The sequence below is a fragment of the Listeria tempestatis genome, assembly GCF_963575625.1.
In the GTDB taxonomy this organism is placed as follows: Bacteria; Bacillota; Bacilli; order Lactobacillales; family Listeriaceae; genus Listeria; species Listeria tempestatis.
Map to the genome: position 1 here is coordinate 61,819 of NZ_CAUYTK010000002.1, position 16,608 is coordinate 78,426.

Sequence of the window (16,608 nt, forward strand, 5' to 3'; positions counted from 1 at the left end):
TTTTTAAGATGCCATTTGAAACAGCTTTTAAAAAAATCGAAAATAAAGCTATGGAAACGTTGCTTTCAAAAGATAATATGACATATGAAATGAAATGGAATGGTTTTCTTTCATTCGGGTATGAAAAAAAACGCGCCAAAGTCATCAATATTAGCCGAATGTCGCTTCGAAGTTTGATGGATGATGTTTTAAAAGCACTTAAGAAAAATCAAACAGATGATGTGGTGTCATTTAAAGTAGATATTGCCTTTAATTACGAAGATTTTCCCCTCCATGTTTGGAATCAAAAAGTTTTGGAAACGAAAAAAAATTATTATCGTGGCGGAATTTGTTTCGATAAAAAGTTTGAGCAAGCTTTACTTGAGCAAGAATTAAATGGGAATGCGATTTTAAAGTCTGGAAAAGAAGAAGTTTGTTTAAATCTGGAAAATTTAAATCGCTATTTGATACAGGCTGGAAAACACGGAAAGCCGTTGCAACTTAACGGTTATACGAATGTTACGGTCTTTTCCACATACAGTTGGTTTTTTGATGGGAAGGAAGTCTTTACCCTTCATACAGATGAATTAGCTCATGGTGTTCGAGAGGAAGCACTCACTGCACAACGAGTCAAACAAATCGTTGAACATGCAGGCCTTTATTTAGCAAAACAGGTGAAAAAAACAGGTGAATTCCATTATGGATATTTCGCTTGCTTCGATAAAACGATTAAGCATTATAATACGCTACGCCATGCGAGTACGACGTATTCGATGTTAGAAGCGTATGAAGTGTCAGGAAATGAGACGATTTTAGCGGCCGCAATTCGTGCCCTCACATACTTAAAACAAAATTTTATCCTTGAGAAAGAAGAGTTTGCATATGTTACCGAGCCGGAGCTGCGCGAAATAAAGCTTGGCGCGAACGCTGCTGCGCTCCTTGCTTTTTCAAAATATATGACGCTCACAAAAAATCTTGAAGACCTTCCGCTTGCGGAAAAACTTGCCGAGGGAATCTTACGGCTACAAGAACAGGATGGAAGTTTCACACACGTCTTACATTCCCCAACGATGGAAGTGAAAGATCCGTTTCGGATTATTTATTATGAAGGTGAGGCCGTGCTTGGCTTGCTACGCTTATACGGCGTTAGCAAAAATGAGGCGTATCTAAACGGGGCAAAGAGCGCATTTCAAAATTTCATCGAAAAAAATTATTGGCGAAACCACGATCACTGGCTAAGCTATGCGGCAAATGAAATAGCAAGCTACATTCCAGATGAAAAATACGTTTTGTTCGGCATGCAAAATGCGTTTGACAACTTGGATTTTATTTACCACCGGGAAACAACTTTTCCGACTTTCCTCGAACTAACACTTGCTGCACATGAACTATATGAGAAACTCGAAATGAATAGCCCGTTAAAAAGTGTTTTTTCAAAAGAACGTTTGCGAGAAGTCATACAAAAGCGTGCCGAATACCAACTAAACGGACTTTTTTATCCAGAAGTTGCAATGTATTTTAAAAATCCGGCGCGTATTATGGATAGCTTTTTCATTCGGCACCACTCATTTCGCGTTCGAATTGACGATGTGGAGCATAATATTTCAGGCTATGCAAAATTTTATGAACTAATCTGTGCGGAATTGGCAGAAAAAATCACTCTGTAAAGAAAAAACACTTTACAAACAAATCCTTTACTGGTAATATATATACTTGTGTAAGACTTTATGGAGGTGTATATAAAAATGGCAGTTAAAATTCGTTTAAAACGTATGGGTTCTAATAAAAAACCTTTCTACCGTATCGTAGTTGCGGATTCTCGTTTCCCACGTGACGGTCGTTCGATCGAAACAGTTGGAACTTACAATCCTTTACTAGACCCTGCTGAAGTTAAAATTGATGAAGAAGCAGTATTAAAATGGATGCATAATGGTGCAAAACCTTCTGACACAGTTCGTAACATTTTGTCTAAAGAAGGCATCATGGAAAAATTCCATAACCAAAAATTAGGGAAATAAGGAAGGGGCCTGCGAATGGAAGATTTGATTATCGCCATCGTAAAACCACTTGTTGACCATCCGGAAGATGTTTTGCTTCAAATTGAAGAAACAGATTCGACTGTTTTTTATAAATTGACAGTGAAAAAAGATGATATGGGACGAGTTATCGGTAAACAAGGTCGAATCGCTAAATCAATTCGGACGCTCGTTTATGCAGCTGGCGCTAAAAATGCCAAAAAGGTACGTCTTGAAATTATCGAATAAAAGAGTTTGGTTGCGAAACCAAACTCTTTTATTGTCCTGCGGATGGGTGAATACGCCTAGCTCTTTTTACTTAAAATTATTTGTTTCATTGTGTATTTCATTACTTTTGAATATAAACGATGTAATTTATTATAATAATTTTTTCATTATTTTTAGTCAAATAGCGAAATCAGCTTTTGAAATAGGCAAATATTCATTTTGTAATCGCTTTCTATGTGTGCTAAGCTATAATCAAATAGTGGATTGTTACTGTGCGGCAGGCAAAACCAATTCTTTGGTAGTTTTCTACCATGAACGGGTTTTACCTGCTTTTTTGTTGTGTCTGCTATTTTAGAAATGACATCGAAAAGAGGAGATTGAAGGATGAAAAAAAGATGGTACTCATTACTATTTCTGGTTTTTGCGAGCTTGAGCCTAGCAGCTTGTTCATCAAATGAAGAAGCCGCAAAGAAAATGAATGAAAAGAATGTAGAACTAATCACAGAAGTTGTGGATAAAGGAGAAGTTGGCTCTGCAGTTATCATAACTTATCCTGAGGAAATAACTGGAAATAAATTAGCAACAGCTGACTTTTCTGTTTTTGCTGGGACGAAGAGTCGTCGTATTCAAACTGTATATACAAGTGAGGATAAGACAACGGGTACACCAAGTGAGAAGGGAAAATATGTTGTTCTAGAGCTAGATCCAAATGATGCGCATGCAAGCACATTAATGTTCGATATGGAGAAATTTATTAATACGCGCGCAAACTTAAAATACACGATTATGCAGAACAATGAAATTGAATCAACTAAAGGAACAAAATTTGCAGCAACCGACGCTTTAAAAATTAGCAAAGTCAAAACTCCTATTTTGGAAACCTTTAAAGCAGAAACATTTCAAGATGGCGAAAATAAAATGCAATATCGTCTATTTTCTCCAGAAGCAAAAGAAAATGGTAGTGAGAAAACACCGCTTATTGTTTATCTTCACGGATCGGGTGAACGCGGGGATGACAATGAAATGCAGCTACTTGGAACGGATGGACCGCAAACTTTTGCGGGCGTGCAATTCCAGCAAACAACGCCTAGTTATGTTTTAGCACCACAAGTACCATGGGATGAGGCACGTGAAGGATGGTTTGGTGAGGGAGAGACGGAGCAAGTTAAAAAATTAATTGATAAAGTTATTTCAGAAAATGATGATATTGATACATCAAGAATTTATATTTCAGGAGTGTCAAACGGAGCAACTGGGACTTGGAAAATGTTAACGGAAAATCCTAACTTTTTTGCGGCTGCAATGCCAATTGCTGGTTATATGTATCACGAAGGTTCGGAATTCATTCAAGTTGGCTCAGCGCGTTACTTAGCGCCAGATAAAGCGGATGCCGCTAAAATCAAAGACATTCCGATTTGGACGTTCCAAGCTGAAGATGATCCTGTGAATAGTTTCCAAGGCTCGCTTCAAGCGGTTAAGGCAGTTCAGGAGGCAGGCGGTAAGAAAATTCAAATGACAGCATATCCTTCTAGTTTAGTGGCACCAAATCCGCACGCATCATGGGAAAAAGCGTATAATAATTCGCAAGCTTTAATCTGGCTTGTGTCAAATGTAAAATAATTAGAAAAGGCTCGTCTAGTGGTGAAATCTAGGCGAGTTTTTCTTTTTTACAAAAACAGAGTAAAATCTTTCTGAATGGGGTAAAATATATTGAGGTCAGGAGGTAGAGGAAATGAAACCAATTATTGGGATTACAGGAAACAGGCTTACAAAAGGGATTGATAAATTTTATGGGCATCGCGTCACATATACACAACAACGCTATGTTGATGCCATTCAAAAAGTAGGGGGATTACCTATTGTCATCCCAATTGATGACCCAGAGAGCGCCAAGCAAATGATGGGGCTAGTAGACGGTTTATTAATGACAGGAGGACAAGACATTACTCCTTTTTATTACGGGGAAGAACCACTTCCTGAAATTGCCGACTATGCACCGCTTCGTGATGCATTTGAAATTGAACTCACGAAACAAGCATTCGCGATTAAAAAGCCAATTCTTGCAGTATGCCGTGGTATGCAAGTCGTAAATGTTGCCCTCGGTGGCTCGCTTTATCAAGACGGGAAATACGTAGAAGGTTCGCTTCTGCAACATTTACAACAAGTAGATGAACAACTGGGTTCTCATTCGATTGATATAGATCCAGAAAGTTTACTTGCCACAGTTCACGGTACTAAAAAGCGAGTAAACAGCTTGCATCATCAATATATTAAAAAAGTCGCCAATCGTTTACACGTAACAGCTCGCACGCAAGATGGCATGATTGAAGCAGTTGAAGGGAACGACCTAGAAAGCTTTTTCATTGGCGTTCAGTGGCACCCAGAACTCATGTTTCAAATGGATTTAGAGAGTGAAAATTTATTTGCTCTTTTTGTAGAAGCAAGTAAGAAAAACTAAGCTTTTTTAGAAAACCTTTGGAAAGTGTGCGGCAAACTGATAAAATAAAAATAGTAGTAACGCGTCTGGAGGTGCAAAGTGAAACTCATTCAAAAAGTAGTCGTTGTGCAAGTTTTGACAAAACAAAGCAAATTGGAACTTTTAATGTATTATAAAAAGCAAAAACGTCTTTTAGAAACAGAAAGTGAACAACTTTTATTTGAGCAAAAAAAAGTAGAACATAAAAATCGTTACCAGCCAGAACGTGTAAATGAATATTTTGAGCATGAACTAAGCTTGCGCCAAGAGAAAATTAAATTGGTGGACTTTCAAATGGAACAACTTGAAACGTTACCGCTTGGAAGTGAAATCCGTGAACGCGAGCTTGAAACGATTGTAGACGTTCAAGTTGGTGATGAGTGGAGTGAGGCCACACTAAATAAAACAATTGTCGTTACAGACGGAATAATTACAGAAATACGCTAGAGGTGACTTATGGGAAAGATGTTTAATGTAGGAAAAATCGTGAATACACACGGGCTTATGGGCGAAGTGCGCGTCATTTCAAGAACCGATTTCGCGGACGAACGCTACCGCACGGGTAACAAACTTTTTTTATATTTAAAAAATGAAAATACGCCAATTGAACTCACAGTACGCTCACACCGCGTACATAAAAATTTTGACTTACTCACGTTTGAAGGCTACACGGGGATAAATCAGGTAGAAAAAATGAAGGAAGGCATTTTAAAAGTGCCTGAGGAAGCGCTAGGTGAACTTGAGGAAAACGCGTATTATTTCCATGAAATTATTGGCTGCTATGTGCACACCTCAGATGGGCATTTGCTTGGCGAGATTACTGAGATCTTAACGCCCGGTGCGAATGATGTGTGGGTTGTAAAGCCAGAACGCGGAAAAGAAATGCTTATCCCGTATATTGCCGATGTTGTAAAAAAAATCGATATTCATAATAAGGAAATTATTATCGAGCCACTCGAAGGGTTGCTAGATTAAATGAAAATAGATATTTTATCCATCTTCCCAGAAATGTTCAGTGGTATGCTATCTGAATCTATCATAAATAAGGCGATTCAAAAAGGCATCGTGGACATTGCGGTGACAGATTTTAGACAATACGCTGAAGGAAAGCATCAGGTGGTCGATGATTACCCATACGGCGGCGGTGCGGGTATGCTACTTAAAGCTCAACCAATATTTGATGCTGTTTCACATATGAAACTTGAAAACAAAAAACCACGCATCATTTTAATGGATCCTGCTGGTAAGCCGTTTAACCAAAAAATGGCAGAAGAATTTGCGAAGGAAGAACAACTCATTTTTATTTGCGGACATTACGAGGGCTATGATGAACGCATTCGCGAGTATCTTGTAACAGATGAGGTTTCAATTGGTGACTACATTTTGACGGGCGGCGAAATTGGCGCGATGGCAATGACGGACAGCATTGTTCGGCTACTTCCAGGCGCTTTAGGAAATGCTGATTCTGCAGTGCACGATTCATTTTCAAGTGGTTTACTGGAGCACCCTCACTACACGCGTCCGGCTGACTTTCGTGGCATGCAGGTTCCAGATGTTCTTTTGAGTGGCAACCATGCGAAAATCGAGGAGTGGCGAAACAAAGAGTCGCTTCGGAGAACGTTTTTGCGCCGTAAGGATTTACTTGAAACATACCATTTAACCAAAAAAGAGCAAGAGTGGTTACTTGAAATAAAAGAAGAATGTGACGAAAGGAAGCGTTAATATGACTTTTTTTGGAAAAGACCGAGCTGTTCGGGATAAAAATCGGGAAGAATATGTATCTGAGCAAAATGACCAGAAACGAATTGGCGAAACTTGGGAGAATGTGCAGGTGTCAACAGGTAGCATCAATGTCAATCACGATGTTCTAACAGTCGTTTTTGCCAAAAGTGTGCGCCAAAAATTGCAGTCGGACGACGAAGCGATTTTAGAAACAGTCGGCTTTGAGAACTTGCTTAAAGAGCTACAACAAAAAGCGCTTGACGTCGGAGGAAACGGGATAATTCACTGTAACTTCACGGAACAATTTGTCGGTGACCGCGTCTATCAACTCGCATACGGCACAGCTGTGAATATTAAAATTACGAGATTTTAATCCCTATTCATCAAGAAAAAAACTTTACAGTCCACCAAGTTTGTGTTAATCTAATTAAGTATCTGGGCTATTCCAGATTTGATCACAATATTCCGCTTCGTTCTTAATACGTATGAATATTTGTATGAAGGAGAGAATAAGATGAATAAACTTATCGAAGAAATTACAAAAGAACAGTTGAAAACGGACAACCCAAATTTCCGTCCTGGTGACACTGTACGTGTTCACGCAAAAGTTGTCGAAGGTACGCGCGAACGTATCCAACTTTTCGAAGGTGTTGTAATTAAACGCCGCGGTGTTGGTATTAGCGAAACTTTCACAGTTCGTAAAATTTCTTATGGCGTTGGTGTTGAACGTACGTATCCAGTACATACACCTCGTATCGCTAAATTAGAAGTTATTCGTCGCGGTAAAGTTCGTCGTGCGAAACTTTACTACTTGCGTAACCTACGCGGTAAAGCGGCTCGTATTAAAGAAATTCGTTAAGCTTGAACCCTTGAGAAATCAAGGGTTTTTGTTTTGGACATCTTTAAGCTACTAGACCTAAAAATATGAAAAGGGGCAAAATTGTTATAAACGTTTAATATGGCCTTTCACTTTTTCACGGATTTCTTTTGTGGTGTGCAAATATATTTGCTCTGTTATTTTACTATTTTCATGTCCAATGTGATTTTGTATAGCAAACAAAGGAGTGTTTAACTCAGCTAATTATGAAACAGGAGCATGGTGAAAAATATGGCTATTTCGTGCTTCCTCAATATTTTAATCTTCTTTAATCTCGCCCGTTTTGGAAGGGTGTTTTTTATATGGTTCTATCGAAAATTCACAAATCATCTGCATACTATTTTGCTTTTCTATGTTAAACTAAAATAATTAGGAGGTGAATTTTTTAATGAAAGATATACATTATCAGGAAGATGACTTTGAAAAAGCGAAAAAAAGCATCGGTAACCTCATTGGGAAGGGTGCTTGGGGAAAGGGCGCCATCGACTGTTTAAAGGATGCTTCTAAGAATTTAGAAGAAGTAGAAAAAGATATTCGTACATATGATTCAGACGGCGCCATTTCCTTCCAACATACCGACCAAAAAGCCCAGTATCAAGAGCTTTTCGAAGATTTCGATGTCCTCTATCGCTTTTCCGACCAAATAGGCGAAATCGTCAAAAATACGATTGACCACCCTTTTTATGAAAAACTAGATGATTTTGTAGAAGGGATGCGCAACCTAGACGCCACCACTTTCACAACAGAAAACCGCATCGGCGCAACAAGAACAAGCATGGTATTTGTCAACAGCTCCACACAAAAACAAGTCGAAGTCCCGAAAAGCAAAGTAAGCCTCGACGATTTATTCAGCGGAAGCACGTTTTACGCAGACCAAATGAAAGCACAGTTTGACGCATGGAAAAAGACCCATCAAGAGGAAGACGTGAGCCGCCAAGATTTCCAAGCCGCCATGCTAAATTCCCGCGCCTTCAGCTATACATCTATCAAAGACGAACAACAGAAGAAAGAATTTTGGGTGAACATCGCCGCCACAGTCGTGATTATCGGGGTCGCTGTCTTCTGTCCTCCCGCCGGTCTTGCCCTAGGCGCCGTATACGGTAGTCTAGAAATGAGCACCGCAATCACGGGGAAAGACTGGGTAAGTGGCCGCGAGCTTGATACCTCCGAACGCGCGATGCGCGGTAGTTTTGCCTTACTCGACGTCTTGCCCGGCGTAAAGGCCCTATCTGGCGGTGTACAAACCATGCGAACAGGAAGCCGTTTAGCGGGCATAGGCGATACATTCGTGCACGGAATAAAAAGCGCCCCAACCCAAATCGGCGACATCACAAAAATTGGCCAAACCCAAATACGTACACGCGTCAAGAGCCTAAAAAACGTCACCCAAGACGCTTTACATGTCGCCACCCAAAAAGGCATTCAAGGTTTAGACAAAATGGGGCAAACCGCCACAACCATGAAGGGCTCCCTCAATTTGCCTCCAAGACAAAACCTAGCCTTAGCTGGAATGAGCGGCATCCCAAACCAAGCCCCATCCCAAATCACACAAGGGACGGAAAACCTCAAAGACATTCTCCAGAAATTTGACGTGAACTTGAGTGGCAAAGGAAAGCAGGCAGATGGTACAATAAAAGGGACAAGCAAAGTATTTGAGCCTGAAAAAGTGACACTGAAAAATGGAGAGATAGCTTATAAATCTTCGAAAGGTGAGTTGGTTAGATCTCCCGACTATCTAGATGAAGCTGGAAAAATAAAATGGCCTGATGCAGATGGCTTTATTTGTGATAGCGCTGGAAATCCAATAAAAACCGATGCTAATTTGAAGGCGGGACAAATTATTGATAGATATGGTGATCCGTTTGGTAAATTTACAAGCCCAGTTGAAGCAGAAAAAATATTAGAGTATGATACAAGAGGGATTCCATACCCTGAGAGCATAAAACCATATCATCAATATGAAGTCATAAAAGACATAAATTTAGAGAATGTTAAAGAAGCTTTTGGTAGCTTGAACATGGGAGACCAAAGGAAACTTCTAGATTCCATGAAAGACTATAAATTTACTTTTGAAAATATAGCTAATCCACAGCAAGGAAAAATAGCTGAAGTATTTGGTGCTGGTGGAGGCACTCAAATCCAACTAGGTACAGTCGTAGACTGGTATGAAAAATTAGGATTATTGAAGGAGGTTAAATAAATCATGAACGATGATCTAAAAGAGATTAAAAATTTACTGGAAGATGATATTCATTTATTGGGTTATGAAGGATTGAGATATTCAATTTTTGAGGGGGCAGAAAATGGTAGAGAAGAATATCAACTTAGAATAGAAAAAAGTGAAAATACTTATGAAGTCTATATGACTGCTGACCGAGCTAGCGTAATGGGAAAATATAAATTTGAGAGCCCATTTGACGCAATGGACAAGTTTTTAGATATTATGCAGAGTAGAGTTTTAACAAACCGTAGAAAAGTTAGAGATGGTAACCCCCCAGAATACCCATGCCCTTTATGGGATAACGAAGAAGCAAAATAAACTAAAAAGCTCCGACAGAAAAATTAGTTGGGGCTTTTTGAGTGTTTGTGCGATAGTCTTATTGGTAAAAGTATTTGAAATTTAGTGAAACATGAATTAATAAAATCCTATAATTTATCACCTTTATTTTTCAAATGAATAAAGTAATAAAAAGACTATATAGAAGTGATACTGGATGGGTTACACTAAGCTGGACAGAAAAAATAAGGTGTGTACACTAAAAGAAAAGCATAAAAAGATGAATCAGACTTATCGGATATGGTAATTGGGCATGGCTTGAGTACAGTGGCGATTCGCTAGAAAGACACAAAAGTGGAAATGATAGGTGGAAGGGTTGCTAACAATGAACATGCTAAAATAAGGAAAAGTTCCGTCAAAAAAAGCCAAAATAATATAAAATGGTGGAATATCATTGATATATTAGTGACAGAATTTATATGCCTATTCATTGGGAATACTATAGTTAGACAGATCAATGACATATCTTAGAACATGAATTTCACTCGCGTAACCTCGCGCGGGAAAGCGGCTCGTATTAAAGAAATTCGTTAATTTAAAAAAGCGCTCTTTAAAAGGAGTGTTTTTTTATTGGTTTGAAAAGATTTATCAACTATCAATTTTAGTTCATGTAGAAAAACTTATTTAATGATGAAAAAACTCTTTATTATAAGAAGAAATAAATGCTTTTTTCGATAAAAATGTTCATTTATTGGTGGGGAAATAAAGAAATTTAGTGAAAATAGCAGTGATTTTTAACGAAATCAAGTAATTTTATAAATAAATTTAGGAAAAAGACAAATTTTAAAGAAATGGTATGTCACTAATCGTCTGAAAATTCCAACTTAGAAAAAGGGCTTTATGACAGGAAGTTAGATTTTAATTGGTAAAATTTTCCTATGGATGTTTGGCGTGTATGACTTTGTTTTGAAATAAAATGAAATGGAACAGTAGTTGTTTTGAAATGTTGCTATGTTATGATGAATCCCGTAGAAAATTTAAGGAGTTGTTTTTAAGGAATGAAAAAAAATGCACTAAGAATGGCCGTATCAACTTTTATTGTTGGAACAGTAATTATTGCAGGTGGCCAATTCGCAGACGCTAAACAAATTAATGTCGCAAAGGGAGACACGTTATCCGCAATTGCTAAGAACAATAACACGACTGTCGACAAAATTGCCAAAGACAACAACATCTCGAATATTAATCTTATTTATATAGGTCAAGCACTTGAAGTTGGAGAAGGTGGAAACAATGTAGCTACTTCTGCACCAGCTGCAAATAGCTCGCAACCAACTCAACAACAACCAACTCAACAACAACCAGCACAAAAACAAACACAGCAACGTCAAAGCACGACTGCTCAAGCTGCAAGTTCTTCTGAGCAACAAGCAAAAGAATGGATTGCACAAAAGGAATCTGGCGGTAACTACGGCGCGGTAAGTTCAACGGGTAAATATATTGGTCGTTATCAATTAACGAACTCATATTTAAACGGTGACTACTCTGCTGCTAACCAGGAACGTGTAGCCGATAACTATGTGAAGAGCCGCTATGGTTCTTGGAGCAATGCTAAGGCACATCACTTACAAACTGGTTGGTATTAAAGCTAGAAGATCACTATACTTATTTTTAGTACAGTTGATAGTCATGTTTGGTTCATAAAAAAGATAGAGGCGAAAGATAGCCTCTATCTTTTTTTGCTTTCTAACGGAGAATGCTATATAATAACACGAAGAAAGATTTGGAGGATTATTATGTTAACAATTGCCTTTATTTGTATTCACAATTCATGTCGCTCTCAGATGGCAGAAGGTTGGGGAGAAGTTTTACTAGCAGATATTGCGAAAATATATTCTGCAGGAACTGAAGAATATCCTGAAGTAAAGCCGCTTGCAGTCGAGGTTATGAAAGAAGCTGGAGTAGATATATCTAAGCAGTACCCTAAATTATTAGAAGCAATTCCTAACGAAATTGATATCGTGATTACGATGGGATGTGGTGTTGCTTGTCCCAATTTGCCGAGTCGGTATTTGGAGGACTGGGGCTTGGTTGACCCAAGCGGAGGCTCAATTGATGAATTTAGAGAAACAAGAGATTTAATCCACAAGAAAGTGTCAGAATTACGGATAAGAATCCTTGATGGTGAGTTTAATAACTAAAGTAAAAATCAAGACCTGTTTTTTTGTTTCATTCCGCTATTTCATTATATTTGATTTTCCAGTATAATGAACATTAGATTAAACAGAAAGTAGGGCAATTATGATTAATAGAAAAGCAGAGTTTATTATGAGTATTATTGGTGCCAGTTTAGCAACTCTAGGTGTTTTTATAATGGGAGGACTTAGTATTGTCATGATATTTTTGGCATCGTTTGATCAAACGATGACGCGTGATGATTTTATTGGCATGTCATTTAGTGTAGTATTTGTTGTATTAAACTTGTTACTTGCTTTAGTAGCTTGTATATTTGGTTTTATCGCCGCTTTTAAATTGAAAAATGGTGCTAGCGTTAAAGGATGGTCCATCGTTTTAATCGTAATTGGTGGAATCTGCTTCCTTAGCTATGGTTTTTTCACAGGAGTTCTATTCCTCATTTCAGGAATTATGTCACTAGCAAAACTTTCTAGTGAGAAAAATCAATTTGATTCATTTTAAATCATAAAAAGAGCCCGTGCTGAACGTCAGCACGGGTTTTCAATCCTCATAAATTTCTATTTTATCCTTAATGGCTTGTTTTGTAAGATTGTTTTTTTTCATATATCGGATCGCTCGTTTCACTGTGTAATGGTACTCACATACAAGTGCAATGAGTCCGAGGACGATAATACTCGTTAAAATGAGTGCTTCCTGCATTTAATCACCTCGCTTCACCTTAGTGTAGCACAGAACAAATAAGTTTTACAAAAATCATGCCAAGGGAGTATGAAAAAATATAGCCATATTGATATAATGAAACCATCTTATTTTAAAAGGAGAAAACGAATGAAAAATACTTGGAAAGTCATTATCGGCATCGCAATCGCACTCATCGTATTAGGTGTTCCTTTTATTGCTACTTACAATTCCTTAAATAAAAAAGAAAATGAAGTTTCTGCACAATGGGCGAACGTAGAAAGTAAGTTGCAACGTCGCTATGATTTAATCCCTAACTTAGTGAATTCAGTAGAAGGAAGCATGAAACAGGAAAAAGAAGTTTTCGGTCAAATCGCTGAGGCAAGAACGGCTGTGTCTAAAGCAAGTACGCAAAGTGAGCAAATGAATGCGGCTAACCAAATGGACCAAGCTGTCACACGCCTAATTGCAACCGTAGAAAACTACCCCGAGCTAAAATCTAGTGAGAATGTGGCACGTCTAATGGATGAACTGGCTGGAACGGAAAACCGAATTTCAGTTGAACGCGATAAATATAATGAGGTGGTTCGGTCTTATAATACAAAGGTGTCAAGTGCGCCGACGAGTTTTGTTGCAGGTATGCTTGGCTTTGAAACGAAACCATATTTTAAAGCTGTAGACGGGGCAGATAAGGCGCCAGAAGTGAACTTTAACTGACGATGAATGAAAGGGAGATGACGCATTTTGAAACGGCTAAGTTTTTTTGCATTTTTCATTTTACTTTTGGTAGCGATATTTCTGCCAAGCCATGTACAAGCTGTTCAATTTCCTGAACCAACTAAAGAAATTTATGTGACGGATAGCGCGAATATTTTAGATGAATCAACGAAAAATATGATGATGTCGGTAAACTATGCTTATCAAAATCAGACGGAAAAGCCACAAATTGTGGTGGTGACAGTGGATTCATTTGATGGTTTAACTAAAGAAGAGTATGCTTATCAACTTTTTAATAAATGGAAAATCGGTAGTGATTCTGCTAATAATGGCGTTTTAATTTTACTTTCAACAGGTGAGCGAGAAATTAAAATTGAAGTAGGTTACGGGCTTGAAGGCGCGATTACAGACGGAACTGCGGGAGAGATTTTAGACAATAATTTAACGTACTTAAAAGAAGATGATTATAATACGGGACTACGTAATATTTTTTCGGAAGTCGCTTTAAAAGTGAATGAAGAATATCATTATCAAGATGAAACGATTTTTAAAGACTATACAGACGAGCTGGAAGAGGCCCAAACAAACGCAGAAGAAGGCTCATCAGGTAAGCTTAGTCCAGGCGTTATCGCATTAATTGTGATTGTCGTGATTACATTTATTATTATTTCCATGATAAACGGAGGAGGCCCACGCGGCGGCTCACGTGGCCCGTTTGGTAACGGACGAGGGCGTGGTGGTGGTCCGTTTATTGGGGGCGGTTTTGGCGGCGGACGTCAAGGTGGCTCAGGAGGTGGTTTTGGCGGTGGTTTCGGCGGCGGAAGTTCTGGCGGGGGCGGAGCTGGAAGAGGCTTTTAGACCATTTACTAGCAGTTTAGCTTGGCTAGAACTATTTCTACAAGTTAAGTCACAGTCATTCCTGGCTGTGACTTTTTTTGTGCATATTGCTTTAAATAGAAAAAGAATTCAGGTATCGTAAAATAGAAAGTGATTACGCGAAGGGAGGAAAAGATGACTTTTAATCGATTTTGGCAAGGGTTCCTGTTTTTTTTCTTACTTATCCTTTTTCCAACAACACACGTAGAAGCCCATGCCTATTTGCAAAGTTCAACGCCAACAGATGGTAGTAGTGTAGCTAAAATGCCGGCGGAAATTGTTCTTACATACAATGAAACAATTAAATCTGATTTTCCTCTAATTACAGTGACAAACTCAAAAGGGGAACGAATTTCGACAGGAAAAACGCATGTTTCTGCAGAAAATGATCATGTTGTTTCGGTGCAAGTGGACAGCGAGGTAAAACCAGATGTATATGCAGCTGAGTGGCGTGTAGTTTCGGCGGACGGTCACCCGATTTCTGGTATTATTTCTTTTAAAGTCGGCAAGACGAATCAGGAAATCCCAAAAACGACTGCTGAAGCATCACATTCAGAAATAATAAGTACCATTTTAAAAGACTTTCTTTATATAAGTTTTAGCATTGTTTTAGGTGTCCTTTTCGTTTTATACGTCCTTTTCCCGCAGAAAAAAACATTTCCAGAGAAAATGCTGAAACGAGCAAAAACCCTTACCAGCATTGGAATGGGGATGATGGGCGGTGTCATTGCCCTTTTTCTACCTGTTCAAATCAAAACTATGACATTTGGCCAAAGCTTGACGCCTAAACTTGTCTTCACATTTTTTGAGACAAATACTGGGCGGCTTTGGCTTGTACAATTTGTTTTGTGGCTCGTACTTGTTGCTTTGTTTTTCTTTTTATTTAAAGGAAAAAGCCGCATCTTAATCCCGCTTCTTGCCACCCTAACGTTACTTGGCATTTTTATGACCAAAGCGCTTAGTGGACACAGTCAGGCGCAGGCGGACCGAATTGTTGCAACAACTGCTGACTTCTTACATCTCACTTCAGCGAGCCTTTGGGTGGGCGGAATGATAGTTTTAGTTGCCATTTCCATTCCCAAGCAAGAAGTGAGAGCAATGTGGAATCGATTTGCCATCTACGCGATGGGCGCGTTTTTAGTACTCATTTTGTCAGGCCTCCTCATGTCCGTCATGAATATTGGGCAAATGAAAAACCTTTTTCAAACGGCGTATGGCATCACGCTACTCATCAAAATCGGCCTTGTCATTTTAATGGCGCTAATCGGTTTAGGTCACTACTTGTATTTAAAAAATACGCAAAAACAAATTCCCGTTAAGACGATTCTAGTTGAAATGTTACTCGGACTGCTTATTTTAAGCGCCGCAAGTCTTTTATCCGATACGAAAACACCGCCCCCTGCGCCAAGTAAACCGTTTAGTGAGGTACGAGCGGACAAAAAAGATCAAGCGAAAATTCGGCTGCAAATTACGCCTGCAAAAGTCGGAGAAAACACATTTATAGCTCGCTTTTTAACCAAAGAAGGCTCTGAAATTAGTGCATTTCAACAAGTAACATTTCGCGTGCAACGTGTAAACGGAAGCATGCATGAGTTTCGCGGTGAACGTACTACAAGCGGTGATTATGTCGCAAATGGTTTATACTTGAACCAAGCTTCGAAATGGGAAATTACGGTGCGAGCTTTAACGGAGAATTTTGAAACGATTGAACAAACATTTACTGTACAAATAAAGGAGTAAGCGATGAAAAATTGGATTGCAATTTGCAGTATAGCATTAATAGTTTTAGGATTTCCTCTTGCGGCAAGTGCTCACGTTAGTGTCTTGCCAAGTGAATCACAAACGGGGGCATATGAAACCTATACAATGAAAGTGCCAGTTGAAAAAGAGAGTAATACGATGAAGATTGTGCTTAAGATGCCAAAAGGAGTCACATATGTGTCTTATGAGCCGGTTGTTGGATTTAAGACGACTTTTGACGAGTCGAAAAAGGTGATTACGTGGGAGGCGACTGGTGCGGGCATTTTGCCAGGTCAATTTATGCGCTTTAGTTTTACCGCGAGCAATCCAGAAGTGGCTACTAAGCTAGATTGGGATGCCTTTCAATATTATGCAGATGGATCAATTGTCGAATGGACGGGGGACATAAATTCGGATACACCACATGCGGTTACTACGGTGAATACATCAAGCAAAGAGCAGGCAGATTCACACGGAAACGTCACGAGTAAAGAGCAGAACGAAAAAAATGAACTCTCTCTTTGGCTCATTTACACGACACTTGGAATTAGCTTTTTAGCCATTATCGTTAGTTTGTTTGCTTTACTTCGGAAGAAAAAATAATGCA

20 protein-coding genes are annotated in these 16,608 nt (G+C 38.8%); 19 read left to right on the top strand and 1 reads right to left on the bottom strand.

What is annotated here, in order from left to right; translation table 11 throughout:
* The first annotated feature begins 8 nt into the window (after positions 1-8).
* The 15 genes from R8923_RS02950 (at position 9) to R8923_RS03020 (ending at position 12,491) form a co-directional block, all read left to right on the top strand.
* Positions 9-1,646, top strand: a complete 1,638-nt coding sequence (locus R8923_RS02950) for a poly(glycerol-phosphate) alpha-glucosyltransferase (protein ID WP_485871267.1) — start codon at positions 9-11, stop codon at positions 1,644-1,646.
* Positions 1,647-1,724: 78 nt separating this feature from the next.
* Complete coding sequence (rpsP, locus tag R8923_RS02955) at positions 1,725-1,997, top strand: 30S ribosomal protein S16 (protein ID WP_485871268.1); 273 nt, start codon at positions 1,725-1,727, stop codon at positions 1,995-1,997.
* A 15-nt stretch (positions 1,998-2,012) separates the two neighbouring features.
* Positions 2,013-2,243, top strand: coding sequence for a KH domain-containing protein (locus R8923_RS02960; RefSeq protein ID WP_485871269.1), 231 nt, complete (start codon positions 2,013-2,015; stop codon positions 2,241-2,243).
* Between the two features lie 363 nt (positions 2,244-2,606).
* Complete coding sequence (locus R8923_RS02965) at positions 2,607-3,842, top strand: prolyl oligopeptidase family serine peptidase (protein ID WP_485871270.1); 1,236 nt, start codon at positions 2,607-2,609, stop codon at positions 3,840-3,842.
* Positions 3,843-3,954: 112 nt separating this feature from the next.
* Entirely contained in the window at positions 3,955-4,680 is a 726-nt protein-coding gene (locus R8923_RS02970) for a gamma-glutamyl-gamma-aminobutyrate hydrolase family protein (RefSeq protein ID WP_485871271.1), read from the top strand.
* A gap of 78 nt (positions 4,681-4,758) precedes the next feature.
* Positions 4,759-5,145, top strand: a complete 387-nt coding sequence (locus R8923_RS02975) for a YlqD family protein (protein WP_485871272.1) — start codon at positions 4,759-4,761, stop codon at positions 5,143-5,145.
* Between the two features lie 9 nt (positions 5,146-5,154).
* Positions 5,155-5,673, top strand: a complete 519-nt coding sequence (rimM, locus tag R8923_RS02980) for a ribosome maturation factor RimM (protein WP_485871273.1) — start codon at positions 5,155-5,157, stop codon at positions 5,671-5,673.
* Positions 5,674-6,420, top strand: a complete 747-nt coding sequence (trmD, locus tag R8923_RS02985) for a tRNA (guanosine(37)-N1)-methyltransferase TrmD (RefSeq protein ID WP_485871274.1) — start codon at positions 5,674-5,676, stop codon at positions 6,418-6,420.
* Between the two features lies 1 nt (position 6,421).
* Entirely contained in the window at positions 6,422-6,793 is a 372-nt protein-coding gene (locus tag R8923_RS02990) for a hypothetical protein (RefSeq protein WP_485871275.1), read from the top strand.
* Positions 6,794-6,934: 141 nt separating this feature from the next.
* Positions 6,935-7,279, top strand: a complete 345-nt coding sequence (gene rplS, locus R8923_RS02995; RefSeq protein ID WP_485871276.1) for a 50S ribosomal protein L19 — start codon at positions 6,935-6,937, stop codon at positions 7,277-7,279.
* 406 nt (positions 7,280-7,685) lie between these two features.
* The gene (locus tag R8923_RS03000) at positions 7,686-9,497 is read left to right on the top strand and encodes a TNT domain-containing protein (RefSeq protein WP_485871277.1); all 1,812 of its coding nucleotides are present in this window, start codon (positions 7,686-7,688) and stop codon (positions 9,495-9,497) included.
* 3 nt (positions 9,498-9,500) lie between these two features.
* The gene (locus R8923_RS03005) at positions 9,501-9,836 is read left to right on the top strand and encodes an Imm59 family immunity protein (protein WP_485871278.1); all 336 of its coding nucleotides are present in this window, start codon (positions 9,501-9,503) and stop codon (positions 9,834-9,836) included.
* A 1,037-nt stretch (positions 9,837-10,873) separates the two neighbouring features.
* The gene (gene apf, locus R8923_RS03010) at positions 10,874-11,440 is read left to right on the top strand and encodes an aggregation-promoting factor (protein WP_485871279.1); all 567 of its coding nucleotides are present in this window, start codon (positions 10,874-10,876) and stop codon (positions 11,438-11,440) included.
* Between the two features lie 150 nt (positions 11,441-11,590).
* On the top strand, positions 11,591-11,995 hold the full coding sequence (locus R8923_RS03015) for an arsenate reductase ArsC (RefSeq protein ID WP_485871280.1): 405 nt from the start codon (positions 11,591-11,593) through the stop codon (positions 11,993-11,995).
* 100 nt (positions 11,996-12,095) lie between these two features.
* The gene (locus tag R8923_RS03020) at positions 12,096-12,491 is read left to right on the top strand and encodes a DUF4064 domain-containing protein (RefSeq protein ID WP_485871281.1); all 396 of its coding nucleotides are present in this window, start codon (positions 12,096-12,098) and stop codon (positions 12,489-12,491) included.
* A gap of 39 nt (positions 12,492-12,530) precedes the next feature.
* On the opposite strand, the gene R8923_RS03025 is transcribed toward R8923_RS03020, so the two are convergent.
* The gene (locus R8923_RS03025; protein WP_485871282.1) at positions 12,531-12,689 is read right to left on the bottom strand and encodes a hypothetical protein; all 159 of its coding nucleotides are present in this window, start codon (positions 12,687-12,689) and stop codon (positions 12,531-12,533) included.
* 129 nt (positions 12,690-12,818) lie between these two features.
* Here R8923_RS03025 and R8923_RS03030 point away from each other — a divergent pair, with 129 nt between their 5' ends.
* The 4 genes from R8923_RS03030 to R8923_RS03045 all read left to right on the top strand — a co-directional run bounded on the left by R8923_RS03030 (position 12,819) and on the right by R8923_RS03045 (position 16,604).
* Positions 12,819-13,385, top strand: a complete 567-nt coding sequence (locus R8923_RS03030; RefSeq protein WP_485871283.1) for a LemA family protein — start codon at positions 12,819-12,821, stop codon at positions 13,383-13,385.
* A gap of 27 nt (positions 13,386-13,412) precedes the next feature.
* Positions 13,413-14,243 carry a TPM domain-containing protein gene (locus tag R8923_RS03035; RefSeq protein WP_485871284.1) on the top strand — a complete coding sequence of 277 codons (831 nt, stop codon included), beginning with the start codon at positions 13,413-13,415 and terminating at the stop codon, positions 14,241-14,243.
* 153 nt (positions 14,244-14,396) lie between these two features.
* Positions 14,397-16,001: a copper resistance CopC/CopD family protein gene (locus R8923_RS03040; RefSeq protein WP_485871285.1), complete on the top strand. Its 1,605-nt coding sequence runs from the start codon at positions 14,397-14,399 to the stop codon at positions 15,999-16,001.
* 3 nt (positions 16,002-16,004) lie between these two features.
* Positions 16,005-16,604 carry a YcnI family copper-binding membrane protein gene (locus R8923_RS03045; protein WP_485871286.1) on the top strand — a complete coding sequence of 200 codons (600 nt, stop codon included), beginning with the start codon at positions 16,005-16,007 and terminating at the stop codon, positions 16,602-16,604.
* The last annotated feature ends 4 nt before the right edge of the window (positions 16,605-16,608 follow it).

Coding starts and splice junctions, on each gene's coding strand:
- trmD (WP_485871274.1), top strand. CDS start 5,674: ATGAAAATAGATATTTTATCCATCTTCCCAGAAATGTTCAGTGGTATG.
- R8923_RS03005 (WP_485871278.1), top strand. CDS start 9,501: ATGAACGATGATCTAAAAGAGATTAAAAATTTACTGGAAGATGATATT.
- R8923_RS02965 (WP_485871270.1), top strand. CDS start 2,607: ATGAAAAAAAGATGGTACTCATTACTATTTCTGGTTTTTGCGAGCTTG.
- rpsP (WP_485871268.1), top strand. CDS start 1,725: ATGGCAGTTAAAATTCGTTTAAAACGTATGGGTTCTAATAAAAAACCT.
- R8923_RS03030 (WP_485871283.1), top strand. CDS start 12,819: ATGAAAAATACTTGGAAAGTCATTATCGGCATCGCAATCGCACTCATC.
- R8923_RS03015 (WP_485871280.1), top strand. CDS start 11,591: ATGTTAACAATTGCCTTTATTTGTATTCACAATTCATGTCGCTCTCAG.
- R8923_RS03025 (WP_485871282.1), bottom strand. CDS start 12,689: ATGCAGGAAGCACTCATTTTAACGAGTATTATCGTCCTCGGACTCATT.
- R8923_RS02990 (WP_485871275.1), top strand. CDS start 6,422: ATGACTTTTTTTGGAAAAGACCGAGCTGTTCGGGATAAAAATCGGGAA.
- R8923_RS03045 (WP_485871286.1), top strand. CDS start 16,005: ATGAAAAATTGGATTGCAATTTGCAGTATAGCATTAATAGTTTTAGGA.
- R8923_RS03020 (WP_485871281.1), top strand. CDS start 12,096: ATGATTAATAGAAAAGCAGAGTTTATTATGAGTATTATTGGTGCCAGT.
- apf (WP_485871279.1), top strand. CDS start 10,874: ATGGCCGTATCAACTTTTATTGTTGGAACAGTAATTATTGCAGGTGGC.
- rimM (WP_485871273.1), top strand. CDS start 5,155: ATGGGAAAGATGTTTAATGTAGGAAAAATCGTGAATACACACGGGCTT.
- R8923_RS03000 (WP_485871277.1), top strand. CDS start 7,686: ATGAAAGATATACATTATCAGGAAGATGACTTTGAAAAAGCGAAAAAA.
- rplS (WP_485871276.1), top strand. CDS start 6,935: ATGAATAAACTTATCGAAGAAATTACAAAAGAACAGTTGAAAACGGAC.
- R8923_RS02950 (WP_485871267.1), top strand. CDS start 9: ATGCCATTTGAAACAGCTTTTAAAAAAATCGAAAATAAAGCTATGGAA.
- R8923_RS02960 (WP_485871269.1), top strand. CDS start 2,013: ATGGAAGATTTGATTATCGCCATCGTAAAACCACTTGTTGACCATCCG.
- R8923_RS02970 (WP_485871271.1), top strand. CDS start 3,955: ATGAAACCAATTATTGGGATTACAGGAAACAGGCTTACAAAAGGGATT.
- R8923_RS03040 (WP_485871285.1), top strand. CDS start 14,397: ATGACTTTTAATCGATTTTGGCAAGGGTTCCTGTTTTTTTTCTTACTT.